An 18,348-nucleotide genomic window follows, 5' to 3' on the forward strand; every position below is an offset into this window, starting at 1 on the left:
AGGGGATTTTTCTATACAATAAGAGAACGGAGGTTTGTATGCAGGTGCATTGCGGCTGGAAATGAGGTTATGGACGGAGCAGTGCGGAAACGGGGTGAATGATGGATTTATTTGATTATATGAGGGAAACACAGAAGGAAAAAGAGGCTCCTCTTGCCAACAGGCTGCGTCCGAAAACGCTGGATGAGGTTGTGGGACAGGAGCATATTATTGGGAAGGACAAGCTGCTGTACAGGGCTATTAAAGCGGATAAAATCAGTTCCATTATTTTTTACGGACCGCCTGGGACGGGTAAGACAACACTTGCCAGAGTTATAGCCAATACCACCAGTGCTGCCTTTCTTCAATTGAATGCTACGGTTGCCGGTAAAAAGGATATGGAGGAGGTCATTGGCCAGGCTAAGGATAATATGGGCATGTATGGAAAACGGACCATATTGTTTATAGATGAGATTCACCGTTTTAACAAGGGACAGCAGGATTATCTTCTGCCCTTTGTGGAGGACGGTACGATAATTTTGATTGGAGCTACAACGGAAAATCCTTATTTTGAAGTTAACGGCGCGCTTATTTCACGCTCTGTTATCTTTGAATTGAAGGCGCTGGAGAAAAAGGATATCAGAGAATTAATTGTGAGAGCTGTCTATGACAAGGAAAAGGGAATGGGTAATTATAACGGGGAGATTGACCAAGAGGCACTTGATTTTCTCTCCGATATCTCAGGAGGGGATGCCAGAACTGCCTTAAATGCTATTGAGCTTGGAATTCTTACAACGGAACGGGGAGAGGACGGCAGGATACACATTACCCTGGAAGTGGCTCAGGATTGTGTGCAAAAGAGAGCCATCCGGTATGATAAGACCGGAGACAACCATTATGATACCATCTCTGCTTTTATAAAGAGCATGAGGGGGTCGGATGCGGATGCTGCTATTTATTATCTGGCCCGGATGCTCTATGCGGGAGAGAGCGTGTCCTTTATTGCCAGGCGTATCGTTATCTGTGCCGCTGAGGATGTGTCCAATGCGGACCCTAATGCGCTTGTAGTTGCCAATGCCGCCGCAGAGGCTGTGGAAAGGTTAGGCATGCCGGAAGCACGGATTGTACTGGCTCAGGCGGCTGCTTATGTTGCCTGTGCACCGAAAAGCAATTCTGCCATAATTGCCATAGATGCCGCCATGGCTGCCGTAAGAAATGAGCATACTCCCACCATCCCGCCCCATCTGATGGACGCTCATTATAAGGGAGCGCAGAAGTTAGGGCATGGCCTGGATTATAAGTATGCTCATTCTTATAAAAACCATTTTGTGAAGCAGCAATATCTTCCCGATGAATTACAGGGCCGCAGCTTTTATGAGCTGTCTGATCAAGGCTATGAAAAGACCTTAAAGGAATACCAGGAGCGGATCAGAAGGGAAGCGGAAGAATAGTACCTGCAGGTGTTACTGCTTGTCCTTCCTTTTTTTGGCTTCCTCTTCCCCGCGCTTTTTAAGCAGCTTATATACCAGCATGTAGGCATACAGCAGGATAGGTATTATAATGGTTGAATACAGACTTGCCATTAGAAGTCCCTTTGAATTGGGAGAGGCGGTAAGACCTGCATAGAGTGTAAAGCCATATAAGGACAGCAAAAGCAGTACGGCTATTAAGGCACCGATACGTTTTATTTTTTTCATAAGAACCCCTTTACTTTCAATGAAATTAGGTTTTGTTAATAACAACAGTATAAAGGAAGTAGTTGTTAAAAACAAGAGGCGATGGCTGTAAAAATAACAGTCATTAAAGCAAGCAGTTGCAGAGAACCTGTCTATGAAATTTAATTTTTGTGCAAATTGCTGTATAAATATTTAAAAGCCGTAAAAATAATATTGCATAATATAGTATTTGTAAATAGATTGCATTTTTTATTTGACAATTATAAAATATCATGTATAATACATTTTAAAGTCAAAGGCGATTATCTCATTTTATGGGATGATTGTCTTTTTTTATTTCAGCCAGCTGATGGATAAGGTATTAATCGGCCGTATACCTGTAATTTCCTAAGCTGTATCTTTACTGTTTTTTACTTTAATAAGTTAATGCAGTGCCCGGGAGAAGTAATTGAACTAAACTGTTAATCACTATCCATTAAGAAAATATAAAAAGGAAGGTTAGAGTCTATGGAAATTAGCAATGGAAACACCGCATATATACTTATCAGCAGTGCATTAGTACTCTTAATGACTCCGGGTTTGGCATTCTTTTATTCCGGCATGGAAAGAAGAAAAAATGCGCTTAACACTTTGATGTCCTGTTTCTTCATTTTAGGGCTGGGTTCCGTATTATGGGTTGCAGTAGGATACTCTCTTAGCTTTGGTCCCGATCACGGCGGAATTATAGGAGATTTCAGCAAAGCCTTCTTTAATGGGGTTGGATTTGAACCCAATGGGGATTATGCCGGTACCATACCGGAAACGGTATTTGCCGCATTCCAGATGATGTTTGCTATTATTACTCCCGCACTTATCTGCGGAGCTATAGCAGGCAGAATGAAGTTTTCAGCGTTGTTTGTTTTTGTTACGGCCTGGTCCCTGCTTGTTTATTACCCTCTGGCACACATGGTCTGGGGTGTTGGCGGTCTTATCAGAGGATTGGGTGCCGTTGACTTTGCCGGCGGAAATGTAGTACACATCAGTTCCGGTGTATCCGGCCTGGTAGCCTGTATCATTCTTGGAAAGCGCAGGGAATATGGGGTGGTATCCTATAAGCCTCACAATATCCCCTTTGTTGTTCTTGGCGCAGCTCTTTTATGGTTTGGATGGTTTGGCTTCAACAGCGGAAGTGCTTTGGCAGCGGACGGTCTTGCAGCACATGCCTTTATGACTACGAATACCTCTGCGGCAGCAGCTCTCCTTTCCTGGATGCTGATCGAAAAAGTTCTTCATGGCAAGCCCACCGTTCTTGGTGCTGCTACCGGTGCTGTAGTAGGACTGGTGGCTATTACACCGGCTGCCGGCTTTGTACCCATCTGGGCCGCTCTTATTATCGGTCTGCTGGTAAGCCCTATCTGCTATTTCGGCATGACAAAGATTAAAGGCAGATTCGGTTATGATGATGCATTGGATGCTTTCGGCTGCCATGGACTTGGCGGTATCTGGGGCGGCATTGCAACAGGTTTATTTGCAAAGACCTCCATTAACTCAGGTGCTCAGTGGAATGGACTGGTTTTTGGTGATGTGAGATTATTTGGCGCACAGTTATTAAGTATCTTAATTACGATTGTGTTTGCAGGTGTTGCTACCTTTATTATTGTATCCGTTATCAAGCTGGTAATGCCTATCAAGGTATCACAGGAAGAAGAAGCACAGGGACTTGATATGGTTGAACACGGCGAAGTTGCATATCCTTCTTTTAACGGTTTGGATTAACCATTCTCATGAACGAATAGAAAGGAAGACTGTATATGAAGAAAATCGAAGCAATTGTAAGGCCGGAGAAGCTGGAGCCTTTAAAGGATGCCTTATTAAAGCAGCAAATCAACGGACTGACCATTAATCAGGTGCTGGGCTGTGGAAAGCAGTATGGTTTCACGGAGTATGTCAGAGGTAATACCATTATCATGAATACTCTTCCCAAAATTGAAATTACTCTGGTTGTGCCCGACGAACGTCTGGAAGAGATTATCGATACAATCATAAGCATCGCTCAGACCGGTAAATTTGGCGATGGCAAGATATTTGTTACGGATGTTGTGGACTGTATCAGAATCCGCACCAAGGAACGCGGGGAAAAAGCATTATAATGAACGGATAATAGAAACAGCTGGGAGAAGCTCCATGGAGCTTCTCCCTTTTTTCGCTTTCGGCCTTTTTAACTGCCAATTTAATTGGTAAGGCTTTCTGGTCTTCCAGCCTGCTATATTCGTTGTTAAGGTATCTTGACCTTCAGTCAGGGTATCTTAAGGCTTTCCTATTGTTTTAGGGCTGATATGGGATATAATCAAGTAAGACAGAGAACTTTCAGGAAGCTGGCAGTTCCCTGGACATCACTGGAGCGTGTTTGAAAACGGCTTGTGCCTTGTTTTCCGTAAAGTGGGGCGGCCAGAACAGTACAATGAGTTTTCAGACATGCGCGAACATGAAAAAGGGGGGTGTAAATGAAAGTAACAATAAATCAGAACATGGCCTGTACAGAGGATGAGATCATCATTAATTGCAGTTATCTGGACGAAAGGCTGAAGCAGCTGATAGAGCTGATACGTCAATATTCCTTTTCGATGGAGCTTTTTAAGGGAAATGAAAGCTATCATATACCATTGGAGAAGATTTTTTATTTTGACTCGGCAGATGGTAAGACCTTTGCCTATACCAAGGACAAAATTTATGAGGCAAAGGAAAGTCTTAGTGAGCTGGAGGATAAATTAAGAACGACACCTTTTGTCCGTATCAGTAAAAACTGCATTCTCAACAGTTCCTGCCTTGTGAAGGTAAAGCCCATGGTAAATCACAGGCTGGAAGCCACATTAAAGAATAACGAGAAGGTTATTGTATCCAGAAACTATATTCAGGTGTTAAAAGAAAAGCTATTAATAAGAGGAGGTCTGACATGAATCATAACCGTAAGATTTTCATCACAAGTACTGCTTTGAGCTTTATGTATGCAGCTTTGTTTCGCTCTGCATTTAATTTAATATGCGGATATGAGGACAGCAGCAATATATTCTATCTGCAGCTGATTTTGTATCTGGTCATCGTGGAAGCTATCAATCTTTTATTCCTTAAGATGCCTTTTAAGAATTACCTTACCTTTGCTGTTACGGAAGGCCTTGTATTATATCCGGTTTTCCTGGCGGCCTCTTATTTCTTCAACTGGTTTTCCTTTCGGGACTGGCAGGCGTTTCTTCTCATGAGCCTTTGTTTTGCAGGAATCTATTCTCTGGTCGTATGGCATTTTTATAGCAGGGACAGGAAGGAAGCCGATGATATAAACAGTCTGATTAAGTAATAGGAAATAACTCCCTGTTAGAAATAGGACTATTGTAGGATATTATCCCATTAAACTATATTATTACATAAATTGACTTTATTTTCATTTATGTTATAATGTTAATGTTCTATGCGAATTCTTATAATACGGCATAAATGTTCCAGCCGAATCATAAGGATAGCACACTACTTATAATAGGGAGGATTTTATGTTAACAGCAAGTGATTACAGAGCAAAGGCCAGAGAAGCCTTGAAAGGAAACTGGGGAATTGCAGTGGGTACTGCATTTGCCGTACAGGCAATCAGTGTAGTATTGGTGGTTATTGCCATTTTAATTTTATTTGCCAGCGGCTTGTCGAATCTGAATTCGTATACCTACGGAGAGCCCAATTTTTCAACAACAGGAATATTGTTTTATCTGGTTATGATAATTGTGGCACTTTTTGTGTCCTATACTTTAACTATCGGCTTTAATTATTTTACTCTGAACCTTGTTAGAGGAAATGAATTTAAATTCGACAATATTTTTTCAAGATTTAACAAAATATTTAAGATATTCGGATTGTATTTTATGATGGGATTATTTGTCTCATTGTGGTCCATATTATTTTTAATTCCCGGAATTATAGCAAGCTATCGTTATATAATGGCTCCCTTTATTATGGCAGAAGATCCTGAAGTTGGTATTCTGGAAGCCATCGGAAAATCCAAGGAAATGATGAAAGGGTATAAATGGAGGTTTTTCTGCCTTGAAATTAGTTTTATTGGATGGATCCTATTAAGTGTTTTCACTGCGTATATTGGTCTGTTATGGGTAACACCTTATATGCAGACTGCCTTTGCGGCTTTCTATCTGGAGGTTTCCGGTCAGAGTGGACAGAACGGGCAGAAAACCCAATATGAGTATGATTTAAGTGATGAATAAAATGGATTAAACAGCATTAATAGGCTGTGGCACAGGCTGCCTGACTGATTGGCAGGCACCGGTGCCGCAGCCTTTTTCTTACCATTGACCGGGCACATTTTAAGGAATATAATGATAGAAATTGGGATATCAGGATATGATAACCATGTACAATACAAGGAAAAACAGGAGGAAGTAAGAAAGATGCCGAAGGGAAAAAGAAAACTGGTAAAATGTATTGTTTGCGGTGAGATTTTTGATTCAGAGCTTGACACCTGTCCCGTATGCGGAGTGGGCAGGGAATATTTTATTCCCTATGATGAAGAAGATATCCGGTTCAGTAAGGATACGGAAGAAACCTTTGTTATACTGGGAAATGGTGCGGCAGGAATCAGTGCTGCCGAAGCCATACGGGAGAGAAATGACACCTGCTCCATCCTTATGATTTCCAGAGAAGCAGAGTACAGCTATAACAGGCCGATGCTGACAAAGAGCTTAAGCTCCCTTATTTCGGCACAGGAAATCCTGATGCATCAGCCGGAATGGTATGAGGAGAATCACATAACCAATCTATTGAATTCGGAAGTAACAAAGCTTGATACCAGTAACAAGACCATTGAGTTAAAGGATGGCAGAAGGATTGCTTACGATAAATGCATCTATGCACTTGGAGCAGAATGTTTTGTTCCGCCGATTAAGGGCAGTGATAAGCCGGAGGTAATTGCCATACGTAATCTGGAGGATGTAAAGAAAGCAAGGGCATTAGGAAGCAGTGCCAGGAAAGCCGTTGTAATCGGCGGAGGTGTCCTGGGGCTGGAAGCTGCCTGGGAGCTTAGTAAATTATGCGAGGTAACCGTACTTGAGGTGGCGGACAAGCTAATGGTAAGACAACTGGATGACAAGGCCGGAGAAGTATTGGGAGAGCTGATAAAAAAAGCCGGTGTCAAATTTCGCGTAAATGCCTCCATTACTGAAATAACGGGAGAGGAAAAAGTAACCGGAGTTGCTTTAAGGGATGGTGAAGTCTATGAAGCTGACCTGGTAATTATATCCTGCGGCATCAGAGGCAATGTAGAGCTTGCCAGGGAAAGCGGAATTACCGTTCAGAAGGCCATTGCAGTAAATGAGAAAATGGAAACCAATGCGGAAGGTATTTATGCCTGCGGTGACTGTGCGGAGTATAGGGGTGCTAATTATGCGGTCTGGTCTCAGGCAGTCCAGATGGGAAAAACAGCAGGGGCCAATGCGGCGGGTGATACTGTGGAATATGAACCGGAAACGCCTGCCCTGAGCTTTGAAGGTATGAAAACGGCACTGTTTGCCGGCGGGGACAATGGTAAAAATCCGGAGCTTGAATACCAGACCCTGGAATACAGTAATTTAGAAGACGGTAATTACGAAAAATATTACTTTCATAATAACAAGCTGGTAGGTGCCATACTGATTGGGGATACCCGTAAGATGGTTAAAGTAACAGAGGGCTTGAATGTAGGATGTTCTCTTAATTATGTAAGGAACAACGTCATCCATCCATAATCAACGGTAAATAACGGCTGCGCTATGGAATACTTTTTTATAATTATCATATAGATAAGTAATTACTTTTTGGAGTAAACCGCCATGGATGAGGCTGACAGATATAAGATTACCAGTGAGGATTATGCCGATATAATATTGGAGGATTGGAGCAATACAGAGGCAGCCCGTAAATTTTCCGGGGACTTTGTTAACCATATCAATAACGATATTGCTTTTGCGTACATTCCGATGGATAGAATGACTCTGGACAGTATCAATAAATTCGGATATTACTCCATTCCCGGATGCTATGGGCTTATGAAGGCTGAGACCGGGTGGGAGCAATTACCCGATTCAAACCCTGATAGCTTTAACGGATATGTTGGTAACGGTGTGCTGTTAGGATTTGTGGATACGGGAATAGACTACCGGCATCCTGCCTTTATAGGGAAAGATAACACTACCAGAATTGTATCTATTTGGGATCAGACTATAAATAGCCAGGGGTATCCGGAAGGGCTCTATTATGGCACGGAATATAGCAGGGAACAAATTAATGCCGCACTGCAAAGCCCGGACCCACTGTCCGTCGTACCCGTAACGGATAATATCGGGCATGGGACCATGATGGCTGGTATTGCCTGCGGCAGCCAGGATGAGGCAAATCATTTTCAGGGGATTGCGCCGGAGGCTGAGCTTGTTATAGTGAAATTAAAGCCGGCAAAGCAGTATTTAAAGGAAATATTTATTATTCCCGATGAAGTTCCCTGTTATCAGGAAAATGACATTATGGCAGGTGTTGAATACCTAAACCGTGTGGCAGGCTTACTTAACAGGCCCATAGTCATTTGCCTGGGAGTTGGAAATAATATGGCAGACCATGCCGGACTGCGTATCAGCAGCCGCTTCTACGCCTCTCTGGGTGAAAAGCCAGGTTTTGTGTTTGTCACAGCCGCAGGAAATGAAGCAAACCGCAGAAACCATTATTACGGAAATATTGCGGACAATGTCACAATGGATTATGTAGAGCTCCATGTGGGAGAAAAGAATCCTGGATTTATGATGCAGTTTTGGGGACAGCCGCCCAATTTCTTCTGGATTGATGTATATATGCCCTCCGGGGAATTCCTTGTCCGTATTCCGCCGGTGGACGGACAGACCATGGTAGAAAGACGGGACAATACGTTAGTGGTAGTGGACAGTATGCTGGGCATTCCATCCAACCACAATCAGTCCATCATATTCCGGTTCCGTAATCCCGCAGAAGGAAACTGGACATTCATGGTATTTGGTTCCATGGGGGATTTGCCGAGAGAATTTCACTTTTGGCTCACTCTTCATAACTTTTTAGAGGAAGGCACTTATTTTTTAAACCCCAATATTTACACTACCATAGTGGGGCCGGCTAATTCTACAGGTCTGCTGACGGTCACGAGCTATGACATAAATACCGGGAAACTGGATTTTTACAGCAGCAGAGGCTTAAATGTCGACCAGTTCCTAAAGCCGGACATTACAGCGCCGGGGATTAACGTGCTCGCTCCCTTCCCGGATTACACCTATGCAGCCGCCAGCGGCAGCAGTATTGCGGCTGCTTATACGGCGGGTATAACGGCCCATATGCTCCAATGGGGAGTTGTAGAAGGCAGGGCAGCTTTTTTAAATACTCCACATGTAAGGCATATTTACCAGCTAAGCGCAATAAGGGAAAAGGACAGGGATTATCCCAATGAAGACTGGGGCTATGGGATATTAAATCCCAAGGGGATTATGAGTACTATGAGAGATTTTATGTCCTTCTGAATTCTGATAATGGATTAAACTGGCAAATGGAAGTTTTTCGCAAGGGGACGGCAGTTTGCACAAAATAGAAAGCTTCCTGCTTCATTCCAATGTATAAGAAGTCCTAATTCTCTGAAGCTTTTGTGCTGGACATATCATCAAACAGATAACTCGCAAAGCTTGAGTGCACTTAGTGAACTCAGACAATCTGTTTGATGATATAGCACAAAAGCTTCAGAGAAAAGGACTTCTAATACATTTCCATAGGCGCAGGAAGCTTTCTATTTTGTGCAAACTGCCTTAGGTATTGGAAGCAGGGCATTTGTCGGGCTAATACTGATAATGATTCGGGTGTCATAAGTAAATATCAATTTATAAAATGTATACCTGGAGTATAAAATTATACATGGACGATAACTGAGATTAATTTATGGCACCTGAATAATAATTTGTGGCAAATTCCTAATACTGGAATATTCTGATAGTAAAATAGTAATAATGGTGCACATATGGAATATTACATTACCGTAGAACCCGGTGTTAGAATTTATATCAATGATATAAATCCCCAGGGGGAGAAACCTATTTTATTTATGCATGGATGGCCTGCAAATCACCATTTGTTTGAATACCAGTATAACGAACTGATACAAAAAGGATACCGCTGTATCGGCATGGATGTCAGAGGCTTCGGAAAGTCGGATAAACCGGTGTACGGCTACGATTATGATACCTCGGCGGATGATATCCGCTGTGTTATTGAAACCATGAATTTAAAGAACCTCACATTACTTGGACATTCAACTGCCGGGGCTGTGGCAATTCGCTATATGGCAAGGCACAGAGGCTGCGGTGTGTCCAAATTAGTCCTCTGTGCGGCAGCTGCTCCCAGTCTTATAGAAAGGCCGAATTTTCCTTATGGATTAAAGGAAGAGGATGTGCTTCAGATTATTAACAATACGTACAAGGACCGCCCTAAAATGCTTGAGGATTTTGGAAAAATGTTCTTCTACAAGCCTATTACAATGCCTTTCTCCCACTGGTTCCTTTCTCTGGGCTTGGAGGCAGCAAGCTGGGCTACCGTTTATGTGGCATGTGCCTGGCTTTATGAGACTTTATTTGACGATATGCAGTATGTAAACGTACCGACACTTATCATGCATGGTATCCATGACGAGGTATGCAAATATCCTTTGGGAGTTGCTCAGCATAAGGGAATTAAGGGCTCTAAGCTTATAACCTTTGAAAACAGCGGGCATGGGCTTTTTTACGATGAGAAGGATAAGTTCAATTGTGAATTAATGAATTTTGTTGGATAGAAATAATAAGGGAATAAAAAGGGGTTGTTGCAAAAATGAAGCCCCTTTTTTATTTTTCTTCACAGAGGTCCTGCCGGTAGGAAGAATAAACAATTTGAGTATAGCATAGATATTACTAACCCTGCGAGGACAGCAAATATTGATGGATAATGGAACACAGAATGTTATAACAAGTGAAGCTTATGCAGATCTGATTGTGGATTTTACCAGAATGAGTGAGGAAGAAAAGAAAAATCTTGGATTTCCTGTGCAGAAAATAAACGAGCAGTTTTCGGTGATTCATATACCAACAGAGGATATTACACCTGAGACAATGCAGATTTATGGTTACTCAGCCATGCCGAAATGTTATGGGATCACTACCTACCGTCATGAAATAATTGATTATGCTTATACTGTCCAGAAGTTCGGATTGGAGGATATTAAAGGAAACGGCATATTAATCGGTATCGTGGATACTGGCATTGATTATACAAATCCAATCTTTTTAAAAGCCAATAATACTACAAAAATAAGAGCTATCTGGGACCAGACAATCGACATCCGGGAAAAGGCACCCGTTGGATTTTTATACGGAACAGAATATACCAGCGAGGATATTGATGAGGCCCTGAAAGAAGAAAATCCTCTGGAAGTGCTGCCAAGTAAGGATGAGGTAGGAGAAGGAACAGCTATGGCTGCCATAGCAGCCGGAGGTAACCCGGAAGCTTCCGCCTTTTCCGGCATTGCCATTAATGCGGAACTGGCTGTTGTGAAGCTGAAGCCGGCTAAAACATATTTAACGGAATTCTATGGTATTCCAGAGACAGCTATTTGCTATCAGCAGAACGATATTATGCTGGGAGTAAAGTATTTGCTGCAGGTTGCAGAACGGTTTAATATACCTATTGCTATCTGTATTGGACTGAGCTCCTCCCAGGGAGCCCATGACGGGCAGGATATCATGAGCAGGTATTTGGAGGATTGCGGAAAAAACACCGGCGTGGGTATTGCGGCAGCAGTGGGGAATGAAGGGGATCAGGAGCTCCATTATTATGGCATAAAAGCCTCGGATGAAAATTATACCACGGCAGAATTAAATGTTGGCGGAGATAATCCTGATTTTTCAATGGAATTATGGACGAATATCCATAGTACTATGAATGTTTTCCTTCTGTCACCGTCTGGAGAAACCGTCCTTCACATTGACGCATCCCTGCCTCCAAGCCATAATACAGTGGTTACATACAAAGAAACAACACTGTATGTTGATTTGTTTATGAATGAGACTTATTCGGTCAAAAAACTGCTACTGTTCCGGTTCAGGAATACGGAAGAAGGTGTTTGGCGTTTTCGGATGGAAGAAGGAGTGGGATTAATTTCCAATTTCCATATCTGGCTACCCATTCGAAATTTCCTTACAGGCAATACCTATTTTCTGAATTCTAATCCAAACACCACCATATCGATTCCGGGCAATGCAGCGCAGGTAATCACCGTTACTTCTTACAATGCGGTTACCAATACTCTGGCAGCAAGTGCCGGCAGAGGCTTCACGTCCAATAACCTGCCAAAGCCCGATATTGCGGCACCCGGTGAAAATATTATCGTACCGACCCTTGAGGGTGGTTTCTATCCCTTATCCGGCAGCGGATTGGCAGTGGCTTTTACGGCGGGTATTCTGGCAGCTATAATGGAAGGCGGGGTTATTCTTAGCATAATGCCGGATATTAACACCCAGCTGCTAAGATTTGTTCTTACCTATCTTGCCAGAAGGGATGCCGGTATGGAATATCCTAATCCGGACTGGGGATATGGATATATTATCTGATTATTTTTCTCCGGCAATACAAAGGCCAAAAAAATCTCTCGTTACGGAAGCATTGCATAGTGCGGAATTACGCAGCAGCTCAGTCATTTCAGACAGGGTATAGGCAGCGTTCAGGGAGGTGAGAAAGCCGGGGCGCATTTCCTTTGGAGAGGTGGAATAATAGACCATAGTCTTTTTGATGGGATGAACATCCCTGCGCAAATCGGTGATGCAATACCGTCCTCCGGTACGGAGAACACGGAAAATCTCGTTAAAGGCACGGATTGGATTTTCCCATTCGTGCAGGGAACCATTGGAGATTACACTGTCAAAGCTTTCGTCTTCAAAGGGCATCTCCATGCAGTTTCCCTGCACGTACCGGGCTGCTATACCATAATCGGCAGCATTTTTCCTTGCGAAACGGAGCATGGCAGGGCTGATTTCGCATCCCGTCAGAGAGTCTGGGTGAAGCTTCCTTGCCAGCTCCAGCCCCACATAGCCTGGACCGGGGCCAATCTCCAGTACATCACCGCCTTTAATTCCGGAGGCAATCATGCCGTCCACACCATTCCAGCCTTTGTCACGCATACAGCGGGCAAAGACATCAAACATTTCTACGGTTACTTCGCTTTGAATTCCTTCATTAGTCTCAATTACTCTTGTTTTCACCATAATCGGCCTCCTTTATTCTGTTCATGGATTGTTCTGCCCAGGCAAGCTCAGCCTGGTAATGTAAGATATGGTGGTCAAAGATAATACAGGCAGAAGTTTTGTACTCATCGGGAATATATTTCATTGTTTCGTCACGGTGCTGCGTAATGATGGACAGGGATTTTTTCAAATTCCCAATATGCCCTTTAAGGCCCTCTGACAATTCTTTGTTATCCAGATGGTCGGAAAAATAAAATGCTGCATCCATCTCAAAATGAGGGCGGTATTTAATATCCAGGGTCTGCATAAGCAGCACCTTGAATTTATCTCCGCCGGAGTCAGTTATTTGATACACCGTTTTTTCGGGACGGGCTCCCTGCTTGTCACGATAAGCGGTAATCAGGCCCTCATTCTCCATTTTTTCAAGGTGATAATAGACTGTAGGCAGCTTGATTTGAGTAAAATCCTCCAGCTGCTCCTCCATAAGCTTTTTGATCTGATATCCATGCTGGGGGCCAAAGCGCAATAGAAGTCCAAGAATATAAAGTGGGATCATAATAATTTTCCTTTCTAAAATACTCAGTGCTGACTATAATTATTATACTCAGTACTGAGTATTTGTCAAGGGGATGTAGGAAAAGAACTTACGAGAAGGATGTGAGAAGGGAATTTCCTCTTAGGCGAAATAAAGTGGAAATAAAGTTTGATAGTACTAAAACAGTTTTCTGAAGCAGTTTTATTAAAAATATAGAAAAATTTTGTAATTTAATGTATTATATAAGTAAATGCAAGGCTATATGGATCAGAATCAAAAAGTAATGGTCTTTCAGGTTTTGATGTGGTAATCTTTGTAAAAGACTTGAATTTTATCATGAATTTATAAAGGTACTAAATTAATAGTGCCATTATATAAAATTTATTAGAAAGGGGGACAGATGGATTTCTTAATTAAAAGCAATCAGTTATTTGTAACAGCTGCTTTAAGCTCATGACCTTATGACTTTGCATGTCCCAAATTAAGTTGCGGTGCTAATCTGTTATATCCAATGAATGCTTGCGGTGTAAACGGATATTAAATGATGGGAGATTACTGTAAATGAAGCAATCAAAATACAATTTCTTTTATGATTTTCCGGAACAGGAAGAGAAGAAATTGGCATATAATGCGTTGACCAATTCCTTGGCATTAATGGATCATGAACATTATAAACAATATAATGATTTTATCAGCGATAATATACCTATCAAGGATGAGAAGTTCATTGATGACCTAAAAATGGGAGGGTATATCATAGAGGATGAAATGGATGAATTGAAATTATTAGAACTGCAGCTTTTCCAAAACCGTTTTAATCGTTCAGTACTTGGATTAACCATTGCTGTAACAGCGGACTGTAATTTTCGGTGTACTTATTGCTATGAAAAAAATAGTATTGAAAATACGAAAATGAATCAGGATGTACAGGATAATATTATTCAGTTGATTAAAGATCAGGCACAGGGTTTAAAGGTTTTATCAGTTACCTGGTATGGCGGTGAACCTTTATTAATGATTGATGTGATACGGAGCTTATCAGAACGAATCCAAAAAATCTGTGAAGAAAATCAAATCACCTATTTTGCGTATATGGTTACGAACGGATACCTGTTAACCCCCGCCATAGCATTGGAATTAAAGGATAAGTTAAATATCCAGGGCATGCAGATAACATTGGACGGGCCTGAAGATGTACATAACAAGCGAAGACCTTTAGTGGGAGGACAGGGTACCTTTCAAAAGATTCTAAATAATTTAAAAGAAAATATAGAGGTCCTTCCGTCTGTATCAATACGTATTAACACAGATATTGATAATCAGGATAGAATCAGTGAAGTTTTTCAGGTATTAAAGGATAATGCTCTGGCTGACAAAGTTAATGTTTATCTGGGGCATGTTGAAGCATTGAATGATGGGTATGTCGCCTGTAAATGTCTGACACCGGAGGGATTTTCACAGGCATATTATGATTTTATGAAAGAAAATAAATTGGATATCAAAAAGCTGTATCCGAAGAGATTCACAAACTACTGCGGTGCGGATGCCATGAATTCCTTTGTGGTGGGTGCTGATGGAAACCTGTATAAATGCTGGAATGATATAGGAATACAGGAAAAACAAATCGGGAAGCTTCCAATGGTAGGCATTGTTGATAACTTTAAACTTTATTCGGATTATTTATTATATGATCCTACCAAGGATGAACGTTGTATTGAGTGTAAACTGCTGCCTGTTTGTATGGGTGGCTGCCCCAACAGAAGATTGCTTGGAGTAGAAAATTGTAATCATACAAAATATGTCCTGGAAGAATATCTGCAAGCTTGCGCACATAGTATAATTGAAGAAAGGATGAGATAACTAATGGAATTTCTGGTACTTTTTAATAGTTGGAATAATGTGATGATTAAGAAAAATTTAGATCCCAAACTTATAAACTGCTTGATTAATGTTCCTAATCCGGGTGTATGTGCCATAGATATAAATGGTGACTGCACTGAAAAGGATCCTAATGGGGGCTGTGCAATTCAAATTGGATAGAATAGTAAGACTAATAGGATGCTATTTGAAAAAATATGCATCCTTATTTACAATATTTATTAGTACAAGCATTGTGGTATGGGGTATTTCCATTCTGATGCCTTTTGTAACCGGAAGATTAATCGATGTATTGGTATCTGACAGCCATAGAAGCAGAGTTTATCAATATGTGGCTATAATAGCTGTTATGAATATAGTCAATTTGGCAGTTCAATACTTTGTTGATTTATCAAATACAAAACTAAACGGTAAAATTGCTTTTGATTTAAGCTTTCGCATTTATAAAAATATAAAGAAAGCACCTCTTTCTTTTTTTGAAAATGCAGATTCCGTTTATTTAAGTACAAGAATTAATGAAGACAGTAATTGTATTATTAATTTCTTTGTTCGAAATTGTGTTAACTTCATAACCAATATCCTGACTGTTTTATTTGGCTTTATCATGATCTTTCAAATCAGTCCTGTTATAACTTTATTATTTATTGGAATCATGATAGCCTATATTATTATCTATAAGGCCTTCCGTCAGCCCTTATACCAATCTAATTTTATTTTAGTTGAAAAAAGAAATCAGTATTTTTCAGTAATGACAGAACAATTTAAACTTATAAAGTATATTAAATTAAATTCATTGTTCCATACGTTTGATGAGAACCTTATAAAGAGATTTAAAGATGTATTTAATACCGTAATGAACAATTTTCGTTTAAATTATTTGTTTTCCAATCTGGCAGCAGGAATACTGGTATTAGCAAATATTATTATCATCTTTTTTGGCGGCATAAAAGTAATAAACAAAGAAATGACCATAGGGAATTTTACTATATTAAGTACCTATTTTAATCTGGTACTAACTGCGGTTCATTATTTTATCGAATTTAGTAAATCATATCAGCAGACATTAGTATCCGTTACACGTATGGAACAAATGAATGAAGTTGCTGCGGAACATAATGGTACCATCAGGATAGACGGAATTGAGTCTATCGATATTCGAAATCTGGACTTCAAATTTGAACATCAGAAAACCCTGATAAAAAACCTGTCCTGTACAATGAATAAAGGGAATATTTACTGTATTTATGGAAGTAACGGGAGTGGAAAGTCGACTTTTCTTAATATGATAGCCAATCTTTATAGTGGCTATCAGGGAGAAATCTTTATTAATTCTTATAATATTAATGAATTGGATATGTATTATCTGAGAGAATGGCATATGGCATATTCCAATCAGGCGGTTACAATGGTTACAGGGAGTATATATGAGAATTTGACATATGGATTAAATAATCAGGAAGACTTAAGAGATACAGTTATTTATTGGTGTAAACGGTTTAACCTGTATAACAAGATAGTAAGCTTGCCAGCTGGTTTTGAAAGTGATATAGCAGCTGATTATATTACATTGTCCGGTGGAGAAAAAGCAAAAATTTCTTTTATAAGAGCACTCGTAAAGGATGCACCAGTCCTTATTTTGGATGAACCAACAGCAGCTTTTGACAAAGAAAGTGTAACTATTTTAAAGGAATGCCTGATGGAAATAAAACCAGGTAAAATCATTCTTCTGATTACACATGATCAAAATATTGCTGATATTGCAGATAAAATAATCCGGATTGGATAATAAGTTGTGATTGTTCAATCATCAAACGGAAGCGGACTGGAAATGGATGTGCTTGTTGTAGTGGTTCTCGGTGGAATGTCCCTGTCCGGAGTAGCCAATACCCGTATCAGTTCAGCTGTTGTATAATAATTTTCCTTTCTAAAATACTCAGTACTGACTATGATTATTATAGTACTGAGTATTTGCCAAGACAGAAAAATAAAGTCTGATGCAGCTTTGCAACAGACTTTACTTTCGAGAATTTTTATTTTAATGAGCTTTTGAGTATCAAATGGGAATATGGTTTTTTGCTAACATAACTTTTCCAAAAAGTCCTGTATACAGTTCGCTAATATGCCATTAGGATTTTCCTCATAAACATCAAAGTACCCATATTCACAATCAATCCATTCTATTTTTCCCGTATCATTGTTAAATAAAATCAAAATTTCTCCTATGTTAAAATAGAATTGTCCAATCATTGCTCTATGTCCAAAATCATTACCGCCAGTCCATTCTTTAAAAGCATACTCTATCTCTTCATTAGCAGTTTCTAAAGATTTTACTGGGGAAAGGCTATATTCTACTTTTCCTTCACACTCATTGAATGAAATCCAAGTATCGTTTCTTTCGTTGCCTGTTTTTTCGAGAAATTCCGCCTCTACAAAATCAACCTCACCATTTATTTTTCTGCATAAGATTCTTGAGTAGAAATCCTTTAAATCCTTATGTATACTAAATCCTAATGTTTCTTCAATCCTTTGCCAGCCTATACAAACTGCACCAATTTCAGCCTTTAATAAATCTTCAATTTTTGCCATTATTATGCCCTTTCTTTCGTCACTATAACTTCCGGTTTTTCTATTTTCTACTGTACCGCCATTGTACCATTTATCCGTCGCAATCACAACTTCATATCTTGCTGCTTGGTCTGTGCTTTTGTAGGCTCCGGCTTATTGCCTGTTCCATGTACTTTCTGACCACCTCTGCTTCCTGTACTTCTTGTTTCAGCAGGTGCATTTCAGAATATAGACGGTCTTTTTTTGAACAAGGACGGCGGTTTTCGCTTTCCATGCTTTCAGCTTGATAGTGCCACCTGTGTCTAGCATATTTTTCAGATACCGCCCGGTGGATTTAAACAAAATAAGTTCGGTTCTGTATCGTCTGTGATATGTGTTCCTGATTTTTAATTGAAAATTTTATAATATAATTTATAATGTTATTAAGGGTATTATAGTA

The 18,348-nt window shown here is 40.4% G+C and carries 17 protein-coding genes; 13 read left to right on the forward strand and 4 right to left on the reverse strand.

Going from position 1 to position 18,348, the window contains the following annotated elements; all coding sequences use genetic code 11:
* Nucleotides 1–101: 101 nt before the first annotated feature.
* Nucleotides 102–1,430: a replication-associated recombination protein A gene (locus BUB77_RS20955; protein ID WP_073278949.1), complete on the forward strand. Its 1,329-nt coding sequence runs from the start codon at nt 102–104 to the stop codon at nt 1,428–1,430.
* Nucleotides 1,431–1,442: 12 nt separating this feature from the next.
* On the opposite strand, the gene BUB77_RS20960 is transcribed toward BUB77_RS20955, so the two are convergent.
* On the reverse strand, nt 1,443–1,676 hold the full coding sequence (locus BUB77_RS20960) for a hypothetical protein (protein ID WP_073278868.1): 234 nt from the start codon (nt 1,674–1,676) through the stop codon (nt 1,443–1,445).
* 492 nt (nt 1,677–2,168) lie between these two features.
* On the opposite strand from BUB77_RS20960, the gene BUB77_RS20965 reads away from it, so the two are divergent.
* The 9 genes from BUB77_RS20965 (at nt 2,169) to BUB77_RS21005 (ending at nt 12,301) form a co-directional block, all read left to right on the forward strand.
* Nucleotides 2,169–3,410, forward strand: a complete 1,242-nt coding sequence (locus BUB77_RS20965; RefSeq protein WP_334293049.1) for an ammonium transporter — start codon at nt 2,169–2,171, stop codon at nt 3,408–3,410.
* A gap of 35 nt (nt 3,411–3,445) precedes the next feature.
* Nucleotides 3,446–3,784: a P-II family nitrogen regulator gene (locus BUB77_RS20970; protein WP_073278871.1), complete on the forward strand. Its 339-nt coding sequence runs from the start codon at nt 3,446–3,448 to the stop codon at nt 3,782–3,784.
* A gap of 354 nt (nt 3,785–4,138) precedes the next feature.
* Entirely contained in the window at nt 4,139–4,591 is a 453-nt protein-coding gene (locus BUB77_RS20975) for a LytTR family DNA-binding domain-containing protein (RefSeq protein ID WP_073278872.1), read from the forward strand.
* Complete coding sequence (locus BUB77_RS20980; protein WP_073278874.1) at nt 4,588–4,986, forward strand: DUF3021 family protein; 399 nt, start codon at nt 4,588–4,590, stop codon at nt 4,984–4,986. Before BUB77_RS20975 ends, BUB77_RS20980 begins: the two co-directional genes overlap by 4 nt.
* 190 nt (nt 4,987–5,176) lie before the next feature.
* Nucleotides 5,177–5,893, forward strand: coding sequence for a DUF975 family protein (locus tag BUB77_RS20985; protein ID WP_073278875.1), 717 nt, complete (start codon nt 5,177–5,179; stop codon nt 5,891–5,893).
* Between the two features lie 183 nt (nt 5,894–6,076).
* A complete protein-coding gene (locus BUB77_RS20990) occupies nt 6,077–7,408 on the forward strand; it encodes an FAD-dependent oxidoreductase (protein WP_073278950.1) in 1,332 nt (443 codons plus the stop codon).
* 84 nt (nt 7,409–7,492) lie between these two features.
* A complete protein-coding gene (locus tag BUB77_RS20995) occupies nt 7,493–9,193 on the forward strand; it encodes a S8 family peptidase (protein ID WP_073278877.1) in 1,701 nt (566 codons plus the stop codon).
* Between the two features lie 488 nt (nt 9,194–9,681).
* Complete coding sequence (locus BUB77_RS21000; RefSeq protein WP_073278878.1) at nt 9,682–10,491, forward strand: alpha/beta fold hydrolase; 810 nt, start codon at nt 9,682–9,684, stop codon at nt 10,489–10,491.
* 142 nt (nt 10,492–10,633) lie between these two features.
* On the forward strand, nt 10,634–12,301 hold the full coding sequence (locus tag BUB77_RS21005; protein ID WP_073278880.1) for a S8 family peptidase: 1,668 nt from the start codon (nt 10,634–10,636) through the stop codon (nt 12,299–12,301).
* Here BUB77_RS21005 and BUB77_RS21010 read toward each other — a convergent pair whose 3' ends face one another.
* A complete protein-coding gene (locus tag BUB77_RS21010; RefSeq protein WP_073278882.1) occupies nt 12,302–12,952 on the reverse strand; it encodes a class I SAM-dependent methyltransferase in 651 nt (216 codons plus the stop codon).
* Nucleotides 12,930–13,487: a helix-turn-helix transcriptional regulator gene (locus BUB77_RS21015; protein WP_084124541.1), complete on the reverse strand. Its 558-nt coding sequence runs from the start codon at nt 13,485–13,487 to the stop codon at nt 12,930–12,932. The genes BUB77_RS21010 and BUB77_RS21015 overlap by 23 nt, the downstream gene beginning before the upstream one ends.
* A gap of 540 nt (nt 13,488–14,027) precedes the next feature.
* Here BUB77_RS21015 and BUB77_RS21020 point away from each other — a divergent pair.
* The 3 genes from BUB77_RS21020 to BUB77_RS21025 are packed head-to-tail and all read left to right on the forward strand — an operon-like array spanning nt 14,028 to nt 17,130.
* Nucleotides 14,028–15,326, forward strand: coding sequence for a radical SAM/SPASM domain-containing protein (locus BUB77_RS21020; protein WP_073278884.1), 1,299 nt, complete (start codon nt 14,028–14,030; stop codon nt 15,324–15,326).
* A gap of 3 nt (nt 15,327–15,329) precedes the next feature.
* A complete protein-coding gene (locus BUB77_RS30040) occupies nt 15,330–15,506 on the forward strand; it encodes a hypothetical protein (protein WP_170866705.1) in 177 nt (58 codons plus the stop codon).
* A 25-nt stretch (nt 15,507–15,531) separates the two neighbouring features.
* On the forward strand, nt 15,532–17,130 hold the full coding sequence (locus BUB77_RS21025) for an ABC transporter transmembrane domain-containing protein (RefSeq protein ID WP_073278886.1): 1,599 nt from the start codon (nt 15,532–15,534) through the stop codon (nt 17,128–17,130).
* A 290-nt stretch (nt 17,131–17,420) separates the two neighbouring features.
* On the opposite strand, the gene BUB77_RS21030 is transcribed toward BUB77_RS21025, so the two are convergent.
* Complete coding sequence (locus BUB77_RS21030; RefSeq protein ID WP_084124545.1) at nt 17,421–18,017, reverse strand: hypothetical protein; 597 nt, start codon at nt 18,015–18,017, stop codon at nt 17,421–17,423.
* Between the last annotated feature and the right edge of the window lie 331 nt (nt 18,018–18,348).

Origin of the sequence: Anaerocolumna jejuensis DSM 15929, from assembly GCF_900142215.1 — a bacterium.
In the GTDB taxonomy this organism is placed as follows: Bacteria; Bacillota; Clostridia; order Lachnospirales; family Lachnospiraceae; genus Anaerocolumna; species Anaerocolumna jejuensis.

Coding starts and splice junctions, on each gene's coding strand:
- BUB77_RS20955 (WP_073278949.1), top strand. CDS start 102: ATGGATTTATTTGATTATATGAGGGAAACACAGAAGGAAAAAGAGGCT.
- BUB77_RS20960 (WP_073278868.1), bottom strand. CDS start 1,676: ATGAAAAAAATAAAACGTATCGGTGCCTTAATAGCCGTACTGCTTTTG.
- BUB77_RS20970 (WP_073278871.1), top strand. CDS start 3,446: ATGAAGAAAATCGAAGCAATTGTAAGGCCGGAGAAGCTGGAGCCTTTA.
- BUB77_RS20975 (WP_073278872.1), top strand. CDS start 4,139: ATGAAAGTAACAATAAATCAGAACATGGCCTGTACAGAGGATGAGATC.
- BUB77_RS20980 (WP_073278874.1), top strand. CDS start 4,588: ATGAATCATAACCGTAAGATTTTCATCACAAGTACTGCTTTGAGCTTT.
- BUB77_RS20985 (WP_073278875.1), top strand. CDS start 5,177: ATGTTAACAGCAAGTGATTACAGAGCAAAGGCCAGAGAAGCCTTGAAA.
- BUB77_RS20990 (WP_073278950.1), top strand. CDS start 6,077: ATGCCGAAGGGAAAAAGAAAACTGGTAAAATGTATTGTTTGCGGTGAG.
- BUB77_RS20995 (WP_073278877.1), top strand. CDS start 7,493: ATGGATGAGGCTGACAGATATAAGATTACCAGTGAGGATTATGCCGAT.
- BUB77_RS21000 (WP_073278878.1), top strand. CDS start 9,682: ATGGAATATTACATTACCGTAGAACCCGGTGTTAGAATTTATATCAAT.
- BUB77_RS21005 (WP_073278880.1), top strand. CDS start 10,634: ATGGATAATGGAACACAGAATGTTATAACAAGTGAAGCTTATGCAGAT.
- BUB77_RS21010 (WP_073278882.1), bottom strand. CDS start 12,952: ATGGTGAAAACAAGAGTAATTGAGACTAATGAAGGAATTCAAAGCGAA.
- BUB77_RS21015 (WP_084124541.1), bottom strand. CDS start 13,487: ATGATCCCACTTTATATTCTTGGACTTCTATTGCGCTTTGGCCCCCAG.
- BUB77_RS21020 (WP_073278884.1), top strand. CDS start 14,028: ATGAAGCAATCAAAATACAATTTCTTTTATGATTTTCCGGAACAGGAA.
- BUB77_RS30040 (WP_170866705.1), top strand. CDS start 15,330: ATGGAATTTCTGGTACTTTTTAATAGTTGGAATAATGTGATGATTAAG.